This is a genomic window from Sphingopyxis sp., assembly GCF_050725615.1.
GTDB lineage: Bacteria > Pseudomonadota > Alphaproteobacteria > Sphingomonadales > Sphingomonadaceae > Sphingopyxis.
The window spans coordinates 38,600-53,153 of record NZ_JBOHHU010000020.1 but is presented as its reverse complement, the minus strand read 5'-3'; the positions used below and the strand labels follow the sequence as shown (position 1 = coordinate 53,153).

Below are 14,554 nucleotides of genomic sequence, written 5' to 3'. Positions count from 1 at the left end.
GGGTCCCGCTTAGCAATGATGGAAAAGCGGGACCCCGGATCAAGTCCGGGCTGACGATGCTGGCGGGCAATTTTACCTACACCCCCGTCAACAAAGCCTGTTTTGCGCTTCCGGCGCGACGCGACCATCTACGCTGCATGGAAAATGCCCCCTCCTCTTCCCAGCCGGGCAAGCTGTGGCTGGTCGGCGCCGGCCCCGGCGATCCCGACCTGTTGACGTTGCGCGCCGCACGGTTGCTCGCCAGCGCCGACCTCGTCGTCCATGACGGGCTGGTCGGCGACGGCGTGCTCGCGCTGATCCCCCCGCATGTCGCGCGGATTTCGGTCGCCAAGCAGCGCAGCCGCCACACGATGAAGCAGGACGCGATCAACGCCCTGCTCGTCCGCGAAACGCTGTCCGGCAAGCAGGTGGTGCGGCTGAAGGGCGGCGATCCCTTCATCTTCGGGCGCGGCGGCGAGGAACTCGACGCGGCGCGCGAGGCCGGTGTCGCCTGCGAAGTCGTCCCCGGCATCACCGCCGCAGCGGGCTGCGCCGCACAGGCGGGCCTGCCCCTGACCCACCGCGAGGATGCGAGCGCGGTCAGCTTCGTCGCGGGCCAGTGCAAGGATCTGAGCGACCAGGACTGGTCGGGGCTGGCCGGGCATGGCCGCACGCTGGTCATTTACATGGGTCTCGCGACCGCCAGCGCGATCGCCGACAAGCTGATCGCCGACGGCGTGTCGCCCGACCTGCCGGTCGCGGTCGTCGAGCGTGGCACGACCAAGGATGCCCGCGTGCTGCGCACCCTGCTCACCGATCTGGGCGACCTCGTCATTCGCGAACGGGTCGCCAGCCCCGCACTCATCATCGTCGGCAAGGTCGCGGCGCGCGCCGACGCGCTCGACTGCCTCGGGACGCCGGCGCTCGCCCATGTTGCAAAGGAAATCTCATGCGACTTTTAACCGGCAACGACCTGAAAACGGGCGCTGTCATCTGGTGGACCGGTCAGGACTGGTCGATCCATGTCGAGGATGCGGTCGATGTCGGCGACGCCGGCGAACGCATCCTCGCCGAAGAGGAAGCGGCGCGGCGCGTCAATGGCGGCGGCCTCATCGCCGCCGAGGCGACCGCCGACGGCCCGCGCCCCGCGCATATCAAGGACCGCATCCGCGCCCTGGGCCCCACCGTGCGCCCCGACCTGACGCTGAAACCGGCCGACCCCGACGTCGGCAACTGGGTGATCTGACATGTATCGATACGACCAATATGACCAGGCCATGGTCGACGCCCGCGTCGAGGAATTCCGCGACCAGACGCGCCGCCGCATCGAAGGCCAGCTGAACGACGACCAGTTCAAGCCGCTGCGGCTGAAGAACGGTCTCTATCTGCAGCTCCACGCCTATATGCTGCGCGTCGCCATTCCCTATGGCACGTTCAATTCGGAGCAGATGCGCAAGCTGGCGCATATCGCGCGCACCTATGACCGCGGTTACGGCCATTTCACGACGCGCCAGAATATCCAGTATAACTGGATCAAGCTGGAAGAGGCGCCCGACATCCTCGCCGAGCTGGCGACGGTCGAGATGCACGCGATCCAGACGAGCGGCGAAAGCATCCGCAATATTTCGGCCGACCAATATGCCGGCGCCGCCGCCGACGAGATTTGCGATCCGCGTCCTTGGGCCGAATTGCTGCGTCAGGCGACGACCTTCCATCCCGAATTCAGCTATCTGCCGCGCAAGTTCAAGATCGCGGTGATCTCGTCGAAGGAAGATCGCGCGGCGCTGCGCTGGCATGATTGCGCACTGCGCATCGTCCGCAACGCGGCGGGCGAGGAAGGCTTTGAAGTCTATGCCGGTGGCGGCATGGGCCGCACGCCCTTCATCGCCTATCAGATCCGCGACTTCCTGCCCGCGCAACAGATCTTCTCGTACCTGCAGGCGATCCTGCGCATCTGGAACCTCCACGCGCGGCGCGACAATATCCACAAGCAGCGGATGAAAATCCTCGTCCACGAACTGGGCGAGGTGGAGTTTCGTCGCCAGGTCGAGGAAGAGTTCCAGACCTTCCTCGCGCTCGGCACCGATTTCCCGCAGGCCGAATATGACCGCATCGCGGAATATTTCGCGCCGCCGCCCTTTGAAACCGGCCTGTCGGACGACATCGACCGATCGGACCCGGCCTTCGCTTTGTGGGTCGATCAGCAGGTCGTGGCGCACAAGGCGCCGGGCTATGCGATCGCCAACATCAGCCTTAAGCCGATCCGCGGCATCGCGGGCGACATTTCGGCGGAGCAGATGGATATCGTCGCCGACCTCGCCGAACGTTACAGCTTCGACGATGTGCGCGCGACGCATGCGCAGAATTTGGTGCTGCCGCACGTCCGCAAGGCCGATCTCTATGCGGTGTGGCAGGCGCTCGAGGCGGCGGGGCTCGCCGATGCCAATCTCGACCTGATCACCGACATCATCGCGTGCCCGGGGCTCGATTATTGCAGCCTCGCCAATGCGCGCTCGATCCCGATCGCGCAGAAGATCGCCGAACGCTTCGAGAATATGGAGCGCCAGCTCGACATCGGCGAGCTCAAGATCAAGATTTCGGGGTGCATCAACGCGTGCGGTCACCACCACGCGGGGCAGATCGGCATCCTCGGGGTCGACCGCAAGGGCACCGAAAACTACCAGCTGCTGCTCGGCGGATCGGGCGCGGAGGACACGTCGCAGGCCAAGATCACCGGCCCCGGCTTCGATGAGGCCGGCATCGTCGACGCCGTCGAGCGCACCGTCGAGCGCTATCGCGAAATTCGCGAGCCCGGCGAGCGTTTCCTCGATACCTATCGCCGCGTTGGCCTCGACGCATTCAAGGAGGCCATCTATGGCTGATACCTTCCGTTACCGCGACGACGCGCCGCACGAAGAACCGGCGATCACGCTCGACAGCTTCATCGAGCAGCCGGGCGGCGCCAGCGCCGTGCGCGTCGAGGCGGGCGACGATGTGCGCCTGCTCGTCCCCTATCTCGACCAGTTGCAGCTCATCGAAATCGCCTTCCCGCGTTTTCGCGACGGGCGCGGTTTCTCGAGCGCGCGCATCCTGCGCGAAGCCGGCTACACGGGCGAGCTGCGCGCCGAGGGCGATGTGCTGATCGACCTGCTCTTCTTCATGCGCCGCTGCGGCTTCGACAGCTTTGCCTCGCAGCACGTGCTCAACCCCGACGACGTCGAGGCGGCGCTCAACCGCTATGGCAATGTCTATCAGGACGCGACCGACGATGCGGTGCCGATCTGGAAGCTGAGGCATGGCTGAGGTGAAGAACGCTCCCGACGATCGCTCGCGCGACCGGATCGACGTCGCGCCGCGTTTCACGCAGGCCGACGTCATCCGGCTGAACAATCTGTTCCGCGGCCAGGACGCCGCCGAGGTGGTGACGAGCGTGATCGGCGCCGGGCTGCTCGGCGACAGCGCGATCGTCTCCAGCTTTGGCGCCGAAAGCGCGGTGTTGCTGCACCTGGTGAGCCGGGCGGCGCCCGACATGCCGGTGCTGTTCCTCGACACCGGCAAGCATTTCCCCGAAACGCTGGCCTATCGCGACGAGCTGGCGGCTCGGCTGGGTCTCAACCTCGTCAACCTGACCCCTGATCCCGAGGATCTGGCCAAGAAGGACGCGACCGAGCTGCGCTGGTCCTATGACCCCGACGGCTGCTGCGAGATCCGCAAGGTCAAGCCGCTCGAAAAGGCGATGACGCATTTCGATACGTCGATCACCGGGCGCAAGGGGTTCCAGTCGGCGACGCGCACCGGCCTGCCGCGCTTCGAGCTCGACGGTTCGACCGGCCGGTTGAAGTTCAACCCGCTCGCCAACTGGTCGCGCGACGACCTCGACGCCTATTTCGAGACGCACGACCTGCCGCGCCATCCGCTGGAGGCCGAGGGTTATCCGTCGATCGGCTGTTCGCCATGCACGTCGAAGGTGCTGCCCGGCGAAGACCCGCGCTCGGGCCGCTGGCGCGGCTGGGACAAGACCGAATGCGGCATCCACACCGAAGTGACGCCGATCGACGACAATCCGGCGAACGACCCGGCGTTCTGACGCCTATTCATAATCCTCATAGGCCTGGCTGTCGTCGGCGAGGTCGCTGAACTTGGTCGATTTCGCCTCGAAGTGCAGGCGGATCTTGCCGGTCGAGCCGTGGCGCGATTTCGCCACGATGACTTCGGCGAGGCCGAAGACGCGCTCCATTTCGGCGGCCCATTCCTCGTGCTGGGCATGGATTTTGACATCGTCGCCCTCGACCGGGCGTTTGGGTTCGCGCGCCGCGACATAATAATCCTCGCGGAACACGAAGAGCACCATGTCGGCGTCCTGTTCGATCGAGCCCGATTCGCGAAGGTCGGAGAGCTGCGGGCGCTTGTCCTCGCGGCTTTCGACCTGACGGCTGAGCTGCGACAGCGCCATCACGGGAACATTGAGTTCCTTCGCCAAGGTCTTGAGCCCGCGCGAAATTTCCGAAATTTCCTGGACGCGGTTGTCGCCGCTTTTCGACGATCCCTGGAGGAGCTGGAGATAGTCGACGATGATGAAGCCGATGCCGTGCCGCCGCTGCAGACGCCGCGCGCGGGTGCGCAGGCCGGCGATCGTGAGGCCGGGCGTATCGTCGATATACAGCGGCAGGGTCTGGAGCGTCTGCGCGGCGCGGCTGAGTTGCTGGAACTGGTCCTTGCTGATCTTGCCCATGCGCAGCGCTTCGCCCGACACCCCCGATTGTTCGGCCAGGACGCGGGTCGCGAGCTGGTCGGCGGACATTTCAAGGCTGAAGAAGGCGACCTTGGCACCCATATTCTTCTCGGGCGGGATCTGGTCATCCTCGTCGCGGCGCCAGCGTTCGGCGGCATTATAGGCGATGTTGGTCGCGAGCGAGGTCTTGCCCATGCCCGGACGCCCCGCGAGGATCATCAAATCGCTGTTGTGCATGCCGCCGATCTTGGCGTTCATGCTGCTGATCCCGGTGGTGATCCCCGACAGATGGCCGCCCGAATTGAGCGCGCGTTCGGCCGCCTGCAGCGCGACGAGGCTGGCCTGGCTGAAGCTCTTGACCGTCCCCATCTCGGCCTCGCCCCCGGCGACGCGATAGAGCGCGGTTTCGGCCTCCTCGATCTGCGATTGCGGGTCGACGCGTTCGCTGGTGTCGAGGGCGTTGTCGACGAGGACGCGGCCGACGCCGACCAGTTCGCGGAGCAGCGCGAGGTCGAAAATCTGCCGCGCGAAGTCGCGCGCGCCGATCAGCCCGGCGCCGCTGCCGGTGAGCTGCGCCAGATAGCCCGGACCGCCGACCGCCTTCATCGCCTCGTCGGCCTCAAAAAACGGCTTGAGCGTCACCGGGGTGGCGATGCTGTTGCGCTCGATCAGCGCCATCGTGTGCTGAAAGATGCGGCCGTGCAGCGGCTCGAAGAAATGATCGGGGGTCAGCGCGACGGGCAGATCCTCGACGACTCGGTTGTCGATCAGGATCGCGCCGAGAAACGCCGCTTCCGCCTCGATATTGCGCGGCAATTGGCGTTCATCCCCGGGCGAAGCCGAGGCCGGAATGAGGGCGAGTTCAGGCATGGCCATCCTCATGCGTCGATGCCCGAAGCAGCGCAACCGACGAGTTGACCCGGCATATCATAATTGGGGATTGCTGTGCATAAGTCCCCGCTTGCCCTTCAGGCGCGGCCAAGTAGAAGCACGGACAGCATGACCGACGCCGACCCTTCCCAACAACGCATCATTTCGATCGAGCTCGACGAAGGCTCGATCGTCTGGCGCAACGCCGATGTCGAGCAGGAGCGGCGCGTCGCGATCTTCGATCTGATCGAGGACAATAAATTCGTGCCGCAGCGCGGCCATGCCGATGGTTATGCGGGCCCGTACCGGCTGACCCTGCGCGTCGAGGAAGGCCGGCTGATCTTCGAGATCGCGCGCGAGGACGGCTCGCCGCTCGAGGCGATCATCCTGGGTCTCGGGCGCTTTCGCCGCCCGATCCGCGACTATTTTGCGATCTGCGATAGCTATTACCAGGCGATCAAGACCTCGACCGCGCAGCAGATCGAGACCGTCGACATGGCGCGGCGCGGGCTGCATAATGAGGCGGCCGAAATGCTGATGGACCGGCTGGACGGCAAGATCGCGGTCGATTTCGACACCGCGCGGCGGCTGTTCACGCTGATCTGCGTGCTGCACATCAAGGGCTGACGATGGCGACGAGGGCGATCAAAAGCGGCGGGAAAGGTCCGGCCAAGCCGAAGCGCGACTGGCGCGGCGCCCTGCTGCGCCTGCTGAAACGCACCGGCGCGCTGCTGCTGCTGATCCTGCTCGCGGTCGGCCTTGCGCTGTGGTGGGCGGCGCGCTGGGCGCCGGCGCGCGACCAATATCCCTGGCAGGGGGTGACGATCGACGCGACCAACGGCCAGGTTCATTGGGGATCGATCAAGGCGGCGGGGGCCGATTTCGCCTATATCGTCGCGACGAACGGCGCCGACCGCGCCGACCCGATGTTCGCGCGCAATATCAAGGGCGCGGCGGCGGCGGGCGTCCAGTTCGGCCCGATCCATCGCTACGACCTCTGCCGCCTCGCCACCGATCAGGCGGCGAATTTCATCCGCCATGTGCCGCGCCAGGCCGACGCGTTGCCTGCTGCGGTGTGGCTCGACTATGACGACCGCTGCCCCGACCGGCCGACCCGCGCGCTGCTGCTGTCCGAACTGGCGACCTTCCTCGCACAGATCGAGGCGCATATGGGCAAGCCGAGCCTGGTCGCCCCCAGCCCGGCCTTCGAAGCCGATTATCATGTGACGAACGGCATCGCCCGCACCGCCTGGCTGCGCCGCGACTTCTTCGCGCCCGATTATGGCGCCCACCCCTGGGCGATGTGGCAGGCGAACGACTATATGCGCATATCGGGCGCCGACGGCACCGTCGGCTGGAACGTCGTGCGCCCTGACGGAGACATAAAATGAGCGACGAGATTGTCGATGGCCTGATCGACGCCGCGCGCGACGCCGCAAGCCGGGCCTATGCGCCTTATTCGGGTTTTCATGTCGGTGCGGCGCTGCTGCTCAAGGACGGCAGCGTGGTGACCGGCGCCAATGTCGAGAATGCGAGCTATGGGCTGACGCTCTGCGCCGAAACATCGGCGGTCGCCAAGATCGCCAACGAGGGGTGGATCGACCAGCTTGTCGCGGTGGCGATTGTCGGCGGACGGCCCGAGGGCGATACGCTGCTCGGCAGCGATCCGGTGCATCCATGCGGGCGGTGCCGCCAGATCCTGAACGAAGCCGCCGAACAATCGTCGACCGATATCGCCGTCCATTGCGCGTCGGGCGACGGCAGCGCGGTGGCGAGCTACAAGCTCAGCGAATTGCTGCCGCACAGCTTTGGTCCGAAGGATCTGGGCTTCGTTCGCGACTGACGCTTGCGCAAAACGCGGCGCGCCGACATGACGGCGGCATGGCCATTCTTTCCGACCGCTGGATTCGCGAAGCCGCCCAAACGCAGGGCATGATCGAACCGTTCGTCGAGGCGCAGCGCCGCGACGGGTGCATCAGTTATGGCCTCTCCTCTTACGGCTATGACGCGCGGGTCGCGCCCGAATTCAAGATCTTCACCAATGTCGACAGCACGATCGTCGACCCCAAGGATTTCGACCCCAAGAATTTCGTCGACCGCGAAACCGACGTCTGCATCATTCCGCCGAACAGCTTCGCGCTCGCGCGCACGGTCGAATATTTCCGCATTCCGCGCGATGTGCTGGTGATCTGCCTCGGCAAATCGACCTATGCGCGCTGCGGCATCATCGTCAACGTCACCCCGCTCGAGCCCGGTTGGGAAGGGCATGTGACGCTGGAGTTTTCGAACACCACCCCCCTGCCCGCCAAAATCTATGCCAATGAGGGCGCGTGCCAGTTCCTGTTCCTGCAGGGCAATGAGCCGTGCGAGATCAGCTATGCCGACCGCGCGGGCAAATATATGGGGCAGAAGGGCGTGACGCTGCCGAAGCTATAGGGTCTTCCCTTCGCCGCCCAGACCCGTCAGGCTGAGGCAAACAGGGATTGGGGAGGAATAGATGATCCGTCATCTCGCATGGGCCGGACTGGCGCTGCTGGGCGGTGCGGCCGTGGCACAGGACGCCGCCCAACCGTCAATCGCCGAATCCGACGCTGTACTGATCAAGAGCGTGCGCAGCTTTGCCGACATCACGCTGATGCGCGGCGCGCCGGGCGGCGGAACCGACATGGTGATCATCCTGGGTCGCAACGCCAGCGGAGCGGTGGTGCTCACCGGCTTCGCAGCCGTCGCGAGCCAGGACGCGCGGATGCCGCTCGACAGCAATGCGCTGGCGATCGTGCGCGCCCGCACCAAAAATGCCGCCAAGAAGGCGGCGCCCGACGCCGAGGATATACAATTCGCCGCCCAGCAGACCGCGCCCGTCTTCATCGCCGGCGCGTGGAAGAAACCCGCGCAAATCTGGCAGGTCGATGTCCATAGCACCCCGAGGCGCTTTCGCGTGGTCGACGGTGCTGGAGCCGCCGGGGCCTGGCAGGAATTGCCCTGACGGCGGGCAGATTGCGGAGCGTGACCGCCATCTCGACCTTGCGATGGGAGCAAGACGTCATAACGCTGTCACGGCGCATCGTCGCTTGCGACGACCACAGAATCAACGACCTGACGCTCGTTGCGGTTTCTTGACCAAAGCGCGCCGATCCCGCATATTTCCGGGGTCCTGGAGGGGTTGGTGACATGATGGATCGACGCGATATCGACGACGCAGGCCACCCGCGCAAAAGCTGGTCGGCACCGCAGTTGCGCAACATCATTCCCGTCCGCCGCACCGGCGGCGGCAGCGGCGAGAAGAATGGCGATGTCGACGACGTCATCTACGACCTGTCCTGACGCCCGGACCTGATCCCGGAACCTCCCCGCCTCCCGCGCGTCCTGTCTGCACAAGCGGACGGGGCGCTGAGTGGAGGATGACCCATGTCCATGATTGCCGTCTTTATCGGCCGCCTGTTTATCGCCGTGATTTTTATCGTGTCGGGGATCAACAAACTGATCCATGTTGCCGACACCAATGCGATGATTTCGGCCGTCGGCCTGCCCGCCGGGCTGGCGATCCCGACCGGGCTGTTCGAACTGATCGCGGGCGTGTGCATCGCGCTCGGCATCGCAACGCGGTTGATCGCTATCCTGCTGGCCGGGTTCGTCCTGCTCACCATATTGTTCTTCCATCGCGATTTCACCGACCCGATGCAGGCGATGGCGGCGATGAAGAATCTGGCGATCGCGGGCGGGCTGCTCTGCCTGTTCGGCTATGGCCACACGCGCTGGAGCTATGACGCGCTGCGCCAGCGGCGACGCGACGAACTGGCGAAGCACGATGCCAAACGCCGCCTGACCGAAGCCGAGCTGCGCGCCGCCCGCGCCGAAGGGCGCGCCGAGGCGGTCGATGCGCCGGTCGCGGTGGCGAAGCGTCCCTTCTGGCGCCGCTGACGCCTTTCGCTTGGCAAGGCCGCCAGCCTGCGCTAGCCTTCACTTAACGTTTACGTAAAGGGAGGGTGTCATGGCCGGCGAACGCGAGTTCGACATCATCGTTTATGGCGCGACCGGCTTCACCGGTCGCCTCGTCGCCGAATATCTGGTCCAGCATTATGGCGACCGCGCCGACGCGCCCCGATGGGCGATGGCGGGCCGCAGCGCCGACAAGCTGGCCGAGGTGCGCGACCTGATCGGCGCGCCCAAAGACACCCCGCTTGTCGTTGCCGATGCCAGCGACCTGGCCAGTCTCGACGCGATGGCGGCGCGCACGCAGGTCGTGCTCACCACCGTCGGCCCCTACCAGCTTTACGGCAGCGACGTCGTCGCGGCGTGCGTCAAGGCGGGCACCGCCTATGCCGACCTGTGCGGCGAACCCGGCTGGATGCGCGAGATGATCGACGAGCATCAGGACGCCGCCAAGGCGTCGGGCGCGCGCATCACCTTCAGCTGTGGTTTCGATTCGATCCCCTTCGACCTCGGCGTATTGTTCCTGCAGGCCGAAGCGGTGAAGCGCCACGGCAAACCCGCGCCGCGCGTGAAGGGCCGCGTCCGCAAGATGGCGGGCGGCGCATCGGGCGGCACGATCGCCAGCCTGACCGAAACGATCAAGGCGGTGGCGAAAAAGCCATCGCTGGCGCTGCTGCTCAAATCCTCCTTCGCACTCACCCCCGGTTTCGACGGGCCGTCGCAGCCGAGCGGCTTGATTCCCGAATATGACGGCGCGACCGGCACCTGGACCGCCCCCTTCGTGATGGCGACGATCAACACCAAGAACGTGCACCGCACCAACTTCCTGCTCGGCCATGCCTGGGGCGCCGACCTCGTCTATGACGAGATGATGATGACGACGATCGGCGACGCCGGCAAAGCGATGGCCGAAGCGATCGCCAAGGCGAACCCGTTCGGCGAATCCAAGCTGCAGCCCGGCGAAGGGCCGAGCAAGGAAGAGCGCGAGAACGGTTTTTACGACATTCTCTTCATCGGCGAATATCCCGACGGCACGGCGATCCGCGCCAGCGTGCAGGGCGACCGCGATCCGGGCTATGGCTCGACGTCGAAGATGCTGGCGGAGACCGGCATCGCACTCCTCGCGAACAAGGGCGATGGCGGGGTGTGGACGCCCGGCGCCTTGCTCGGCGAGGCACTGATCGACCGACTGACCGCCAACGCCGGACTGACCTTCCGACTAGAGGAATAAGACCAGAATGACGACCTCCCCCAGCGCGCTCGACGCGCTGCTTTCGACGTTGCGCACCGAAGAGGGCGTAGCCAAGGCGCATATCGACGACGGCTGGATGCAGGGCCGCACCGCCTATGGCGGGATCAGCTCGGCGGTCGCGCTTGCGGGCGCGATGGCGCTGCACCCGACCGAGACGCCGCTGCGCTATGCGCAGATCAGCTTCGTCGGTCCGGTCGGCGGCGATTGCACCGTCGACACCCGCGTGCTGCGCCAGTCGAAATCCTCGCTGTTCGTCGATGCCGGGGTGTCGAGCGACATGGGTTTCGGCACCGCCGCGACCTTCGCCTTTTCGGGCGACCGGCAAAGCCATCTCGACCACAACAGCCTGACGATGCCCGATGCGTCCGCGCCCGAGAGTCTGCAGCCGGTGCCCGACCACAAGGCGCGCCCCAGCTTCGTGCGCCATTTCGACATGCGCCCGACGACCGGCCCGCGCTTCAACTGGAAAAGCGACGTCGGCGACTATCTGACCTGGGTGCGCTTCGTCGAGGAACCCGCCTGCCACCCTGCGGTCGCCTTGCTCGCGATGGGCGACGCCCTGCCCCCCGCCGCGATGGCGCTGTTCACCGAATTCGGTCCGATCAGCTCGATGAACTGGACGGTCAACATGCTGACCGGCAAGCCCGAGACCGACGACGGTTGGTGGCTGTTGTCCGCGAAGACCGGCTTCGCGCGCGGCGGTTTTTCGGTGCAGGACATGATGATCTGGAACCGCGCCGGCGAACCGGTGATGAGCGGCAGCCAGGGGATCGCGATTTACGCCTGAGCCGTGGTCGGCAAGATGATCGCCGCGTCCAGCCCCGGCACATCGCTGCGGTTGGCGATCACCAGCCGCCCGCCCTCGCCCTCGGCCAGCGCATTGGCGATCGCGAGGCCCAGCCCCGCGCCTCCGGTGGCGCGGTTGCGCGACGCCTCGCCGCGCGCAAAGGGCTCGACGAGATCGGCGATCAGCGCCGGGTCGATCCCCGGACCATCGTCGCGCACGACCAGCCGCAATGCGCCGCCGGCCCGCTCGACGAGCAAGGTTGCGCTGCCCGCATAGGCCAGCGCATTGTCGATCAGATTGCGCAGCGCGCGGCGCACGAGCAGCGGCCGGCCGCTGAGCGCGGGCAGCGGCGGCAACGCGTCGGGGCCCGTCACCGGCTTACCCATCGTGCGATATTCCTCGCCCATCTGCGCGAGCAGGGTCGCGACGTCATAGCTTTCGGCCGCCTCCTTGCCCGCGCCGCTGCGCGCGACGGCGAGGATGTCGGCGAGCATCGCGGTCATTTCGTCGATCGTCGCGATCATCTTGTCGCGCAGCGTCTCGTCGGCGACCGCCTCGACCCGCACCCGCAGGCTGGCGAGCGGGGTGCGCAGGTCGTGACCGACCGCACCGAGCATCCGGTCCTTGTCGGCGAGCATCGTCCCGATCCGGGCGCGCGAGGCGTTGAAGGCGCCGATCACGTCGCGCACGTCGGACGGCCCCTCCTCGACCAGCGGCGGCCCGTCGCCCATCGGGTCGCGCCGCACCGCCTGCGTCAACGTGCGCAGCGGCCGCGCCGCGCGCCAGGCGATCAACAGCACCGGCGCGAGGATCAGCAGATAGAGCGACAGCGTCTGCCAGATCAGGAAACCTTTCAGCCGTTTGCCGTCGGCGGGAAGCCAGGTCCGCACCACGATGAAGCGCCCGTCGATCTTCGCCGATACGGCGACCGTCCGTCCGGGCCCGCGCACCCCGGCCGCCTCGCGCCGTTGCGGCAGGATCCAGACGCTGACGCTTTGCGGGTGAAGGCCCGCATCCTCCAGCCGGTCCGAGATATGCGCGGCGAGATCGGGGTCGCTATGGGCTTGGCCGGTTCGAGGAGAAAATTGCCGGTCGAGAATCTGGGCACGCGGAAGTTTTCGCAGCCGGGGGTGATCGGGCGGTTCCTCGCCGGGCTCGGCCAGACCGCGCCGGTCGCGGTCGAGCGCGTCGATGATGCGCGCCACCGCCATGCCGCCGCCATTGGCATAGGCCTGTTCGCGCTGGCCGCGCACGAGCAGCACGAAGTTGATCGCCTGCGCGACGAACAGCGCCACGGCAACGGCGAGCACGAGCTGGCCGACCAGACTGCGGGGCCAGAGCCGCACGGTCACGCCGCGCCGCCGAGCCGCTTGACCTCGCAGGCGAGCGTATAGCCCCCGCCCCACACGGTCTTGACGAGCTGGGGATGCGCAGGGTCCTCCTCGATCTTCTTGCGCAGCCGGCTGATCAGATTGTCGATCGCCCGATCGAAGATATCGGCCTCGCGCCCGCGCACCAAGTCGAGCAGCCGGTCGCGGCTCATCACCTGCCGCGGATGCCGGACGAGCGCCTGGAGCAGATGATATTCGCCCGACGACAGCGCGACTTCGGCGCCGTCGGCGTCGACGAGGATGCGCTCGACGTCACGCAGCACCCAGGGACCGAAGGCATAGCTCGCCCCGCCCGGATCGAGCGCCCGCCCGCCCGCCTGCGTCCGGCGCAGCACGGTGCGGATGCGCGCGACCAGCTCGCGGGGGTTGAAGGGTTTGACGACATAATCGTCGGCGCCGATCTCCAGCCCGATGATCCGTTCGGTATCCTCGGCGCGCGCGGTGAGCAGGATGACGGGGATGCTGCTCGTCTCGCGCAGATGGCGAGTCAGCGACAGGCCGTCCTCGCCCGGCATCATAATGTCGCTGACGACGAGGTCGATGCTCTGCGCGCGCAGCACCGACCGCGCCTCGGCGGCGTTCGCGGCATCGGTCACCACGAACCCCTGCGCCGACAGATAGTCGGTCAGCGGTTCGCGGATCGACGGCTCGTCGTCGATCAGCAGGATGCGGGGGGCGTCGCTGTCACTCATCGGAATATCGATCCTGCCAATAGTTCGCCCACCGGTCGCGGGGACCGGTGGGCGATAGCTGGCAGGGACCAGCGGCAAAGGCAATGCCAGGGAGGGGGGGAAGAGCCTGCCCCCGGCTATCCAGTGCCCGCAGGTCCGCTGCCGATCACTCGCCGGCGGGGGCCGCCGGCGGCGCGGTGCGCTTCGCCTTCCAGGCGGCGCGCTGGGCCTGCCGTTCCTCGGCGGTCACCTGACCGTCCTTGTTGGCGTCGGCGGCGTCGAAGCGCGCGAGCGCGGCGGTCTGGAACTCGGCCTGGCTGATCGCCTTGTCGCCATTGGTGTCGGCCTTCATCATCATGCCGTCGCGGCCGCCGGGACCGCCATGAGGACCGCCGCGCTTGCCATGACGACCGCCCATGCGGTGCCCGCCATGCTGGCCGGGTTCGCCGGCCTCGGCGCGCCTCTCGCCGCGTTCGCCGCGCTTCGCCGCGCGATCGGCCGATGCCTGGTCCCATTCGGCCTTGCTGATGCTGCCGTCCTTGTTGGCGTCGAAGCGTTCAAAGGCCGCCGCCTGCATTTCGGCGCGCTTCGCGGCGCGGTCGGTGGCGTCGAGCTTGCCATCCTTGTTCGCGTCCATCTTCGCGAAGGTCGCGGTGGCGCGGGCCTGCGCCTCGGCGCGGCTGACCGTGCCGTTGCCGTCGGCGTCGGCCTTGGCGCCGATGCCGGGGGCGGCGAGAACGGGGACGGCGATCAACGCGGCGCCCAGCGTCAAAAGGGAATATTTCTTCATCACGTAAACGAACTCCTCGGGTCGCGGAGCCGAAGGGGGCCGGCTCTCGATGAGCATGGTCTAGGCGCGACTTGTCCCAGCAGCGTGCCGGTTTGGCGAAACATTGTCGCAAATTGTCGCAGAAGCCGCGCGCCGTTCATGGCGCCGCA

General features: G+C 66.7%; 18 protein-coding genes. 14 read left to right on the top strand and 4 right to left on the bottom strand.

Going from position 1 to position 14,554, the window contains the following annotated elements:
* The first annotated feature begins 137 nt into the window (after positions 1-137).
* The 5 genes from cobA to ACREB7_RS06780 are packed head-to-tail and all read left to right on the top strand — an operon-like array spanning position 138 to position 4,066.
* Entirely contained in the window at positions 138-941 is an 804-nt protein-coding gene (gene cobA / locus ACREB7_RS06800) for a uroporphyrinogen-III C-methyltransferase (protein WP_431591537.1), read from the top strand.
* Entirely contained in the window at positions 929-1,225 is a 297-nt protein-coding gene (locus ACREB7_RS06795) for a DUF2849 domain-containing protein (RefSeq protein ID WP_431591536.1), read from the top strand. Before cobA ends, ACREB7_RS06795 begins: the two co-directional genes overlap by 13 nt.
* Position 1,226: 1 nt before the next feature.
* Positions 1,227-2,861 carry a nitrite/sulfite reductase gene (locus ACREB7_RS06790; RefSeq protein WP_431591535.1) on the top strand — a complete coding sequence of 545 codons (1,635 nt, stop codon included), beginning with the start codon at positions 1,227-1,229 and terminating at the stop codon, positions 2,859-2,861.
* Complete coding sequence (locus ACREB7_RS06785; RefSeq protein WP_431591534.1) at positions 2,854-3,282, top strand: DUF934 domain-containing protein; 429 nt, start codon at positions 2,854-2,856, stop codon at positions 3,280-3,282. The genes ACREB7_RS06790 and ACREB7_RS06785 overlap by 8 nt, the downstream gene beginning before the upstream one ends.
* Positions 3,275-4,066 carry a phosphoadenylyl-sulfate reductase gene (locus ACREB7_RS06780; RefSeq protein ID WP_431591533.1) on the top strand — a complete coding sequence of 264 codons (792 nt, stop codon included), beginning with the start codon at positions 3,275-3,277 and terminating at the stop codon, positions 4,064-4,066. Before ACREB7_RS06785 ends, ACREB7_RS06780 begins: the two co-directional genes overlap by 8 nt.
* Before the next feature lie 3 nt (positions 4,067-4,069).
* Here the strand turns inward: ACREB7_RS06780 and ACREB7_RS06775 are convergent, their stop codons facing one another.
* A complete protein-coding gene (locus ACREB7_RS06775) occupies positions 4,070-5,581 on the bottom strand; it encodes a replicative DNA helicase (protein WP_431591532.1) in 1,512 nt (503 codons plus the stop codon).
* A gap of 129 nt (positions 5,582-5,710) precedes the next feature.
* On the opposite strand from ACREB7_RS06775, the gene ACREB7_RS06770 reads away from it, so the two are divergent.
* The 9 genes from ACREB7_RS06770 to ACREB7_RS06730 all read left to right on the top strand — a co-directional run bounded on the left by ACREB7_RS06770 (position 5,711) and on the right by ACREB7_RS06730 (position 11,553).
* A complete protein-coding gene (locus tag ACREB7_RS06770) occupies positions 5,711-6,208 on the top strand; it encodes a UPF0262 family protein (RefSeq protein WP_431591531.1) in 498 nt (165 codons plus the stop codon).
* A 2-nt stretch (positions 6,209-6,210) separates the two neighbouring features.
* Complete coding sequence (locus ACREB7_RS06765) at positions 6,211-6,972, top strand: glycoside hydrolase family 25 protein (RefSeq protein ID WP_431591530.1); 762 nt, start codon at positions 6,211-6,213, stop codon at positions 6,970-6,972.
* Complete coding sequence (locus ACREB7_RS06760; protein ID WP_431591529.1) at positions 6,969-7,424, top strand: cytidine deaminase; 456 nt, start codon at positions 6,969-6,971, stop codon at positions 7,422-7,424. Before ACREB7_RS06765 ends, ACREB7_RS06760 begins: the two co-directional genes overlap by 4 nt.
* A gap of 38 nt (positions 7,425-7,462) precedes the next feature.
* On the top strand, positions 7,463-8,017 hold the full coding sequence (gene dcd, locus ACREB7_RS06755) for a dCTP deaminase (protein WP_056350559.1): 555 nt from the start codon (positions 7,463-7,465) through the stop codon (positions 8,015-8,017).
* Positions 8,018-8,078: 61 nt separating this feature from the next.
* Positions 8,079-8,567, top strand: a complete 489-nt coding sequence (locus ACREB7_RS06750) for a hypothetical protein (protein WP_431591528.1) — start codon at positions 8,079-8,081, stop codon at positions 8,565-8,567.
* A gap of 185 nt (positions 8,568-8,752) precedes the next feature.
* A complete protein-coding gene (locus ACREB7_RS06745) occupies positions 8,753-8,905 on the top strand; it encodes a hypothetical protein (protein WP_431591527.1) in 153 nt (50 codons plus the stop codon).
* Positions 8,906-8,989: 84 nt separating this feature from the next.
* The gene (locus ACREB7_RS06740) at positions 8,990-9,502 is read left to right on the top strand and encodes a DoxX family protein (RefSeq protein WP_431591526.1); all 513 of its coding nucleotides are present in this window, start codon (positions 8,990-8,992) and stop codon (positions 9,500-9,502) included.
* 70 nt (positions 9,503-9,572) lie between these two features.
* A complete protein-coding gene (locus tag ACREB7_RS06735; RefSeq protein ID WP_431591525.1) occupies positions 9,573-10,745 on the top strand; it encodes a saccharopine dehydrogenase family protein in 1,173 nt (390 codons plus the stop codon).
* A gap of 7 nt (positions 10,746-10,752) precedes the next feature.
* Positions 10,753-11,553: an acyl-CoA thioesterase gene (locus ACREB7_RS06730; protein WP_431591524.1), complete on the top strand. Its 801-nt coding sequence runs from the start codon at positions 10,753-10,755 to the stop codon at positions 11,551-11,553.
* Here the strand turns inward: ACREB7_RS06730 and ACREB7_RS06725 are convergent.
* The 3 genes from ACREB7_RS06725 to ACREB7_RS06715 all read right to left on the bottom strand — a co-directional run bounded on the left by ACREB7_RS06725 (position 11,544) and on the right by ACREB7_RS06715 (position 14,405).
* Entirely contained in the window at positions 11,544-12,905 is a 1,362-nt protein-coding gene (locus ACREB7_RS06725; protein ID WP_431591523.1) for a sensor histidine kinase, read from the bottom strand. The two genes, ACREB7_RS06730 and ACREB7_RS06725, sit on opposite strands and share 10 nt — an antisense overlap.
* Positions 12,902-13,636, bottom strand: a complete 735-nt coding sequence (locus ACREB7_RS06720) for a response regulator (protein WP_431591522.1) — start codon at positions 13,634-13,636, stop codon at positions 12,902-12,904. Before ACREB7_RS06720 ends, ACREB7_RS06725 begins: the two co-directional genes overlap by 4 nt.
* A 145-nt stretch (positions 13,637-13,781) precedes the next feature.
* Positions 13,782-14,405, bottom strand: a complete 624-nt coding sequence (locus ACREB7_RS06715; protein ID WP_431591521.1) for an EF-hand domain-containing protein — start codon at positions 14,403-14,405, stop codon at positions 13,782-13,784.
* Between the last annotated feature and the right edge of the window lie 149 nt (positions 14,406-14,554).

Coding starts and splice junctions, on each gene's coding strand:
- ACREB7_RS06795 (WP_431591536.1), top strand. CDS start 929: ATGCGACTTTTAACCGGCAACGACCTGAAAACGGGCGCTGTCATCTGG.
- ACREB7_RS06735 (WP_431591525.1), top strand. CDS start 9,573: ATGGCCGGCGAACGCGAGTTCGACATCATCGTTTATGGCGCGACCGGC.
- ACREB7_RS06740 (WP_431591526.1), top strand. CDS start 8,990: ATGTCCATGATTGCCGTCTTTATCGGCCGCCTGTTTATCGCCGTGATT.
- ACREB7_RS06730 (WP_431591524.1), top strand. CDS start 10,753: ATGACGACCTCCCCCAGCGCGCTCGACGCGCTGCTTTCGACGTTGCGC.
- ACREB7_RS06775 (WP_431591532.1), bottom strand. CDS start 5,581: ATGCCTGAACTCGCCCTCATTCCGGCCTCGGCTTCGCCCGGGGATGAA.
- ACREB7_RS06720 (WP_431591522.1), bottom strand. CDS start 13,636: ATGAGTGACAGCGACGCCCCCCGCATCCTGCTGATCGACGACGAGCCG.
- ACREB7_RS06785 (WP_431591534.1), top strand. CDS start 2,854: ATGGCTGATACCTTCCGTTACCGCGACGACGCGCCGCACGAAGAACCG.
- ACREB7_RS06770 (WP_431591531.1), top strand. CDS start 5,711: ATGACCGACGCCGACCCTTCCCAACAACGCATCATTTCGATCGAGCTC.
- ACREB7_RS06780 (WP_431591533.1), top strand. CDS start 3,275: ATGGCTGAGGTGAAGAACGCTCCCGACGATCGCTCGCGCGACCGGATC.
- ACREB7_RS06750 (WP_431591528.1), top strand. CDS start 8,079: ATGATCCGTCATCTCGCATGGGCCGGACTGGCGCTGCTGGGCGGTGCG.
- ACREB7_RS06745 (WP_431591527.1), top strand. CDS start 8,753: ATGATGGATCGACGCGATATCGACGACGCAGGCCACCCGCGCAAAAGC.
- dcd (WP_056350559.1), top strand. CDS start 7,463: ATGGCCATTCTTTCCGACCGCTGGATTCGCGAAGCCGCCCAAACGCAG.
- ACREB7_RS06790 (WP_431591535.1), top strand. CDS start 1,227: ATGTATCGATACGACCAATATGACCAGGCCATGGTCGACGCCCGCGTC.
- ACREB7_RS06715 (WP_431591521.1), bottom strand. CDS start 14,405: ATGAAGAAATATTCCCTTTTGACGCTGGGCGCCGCGTTGATCGCCGTC.
- ACREB7_RS06760 (WP_431591529.1), top strand. CDS start 6,969: ATGAGCGACGAGATTGTCGATGGCCTGATCGACGCCGCGCGCGACGCC.
- cobA (WP_431591537.1), top strand. CDS start 138: ATGGAAAATGCCCCCTCCTCTTCCCAGCCGGGCAAGCTGTGGCTGGTC.
- ACREB7_RS06765 (WP_431591530.1), top strand. CDS start 6,211: ATGGCGACGAGGGCGATCAAAAGCGGCGGGAAAGGTCCGGCCAAGCCG.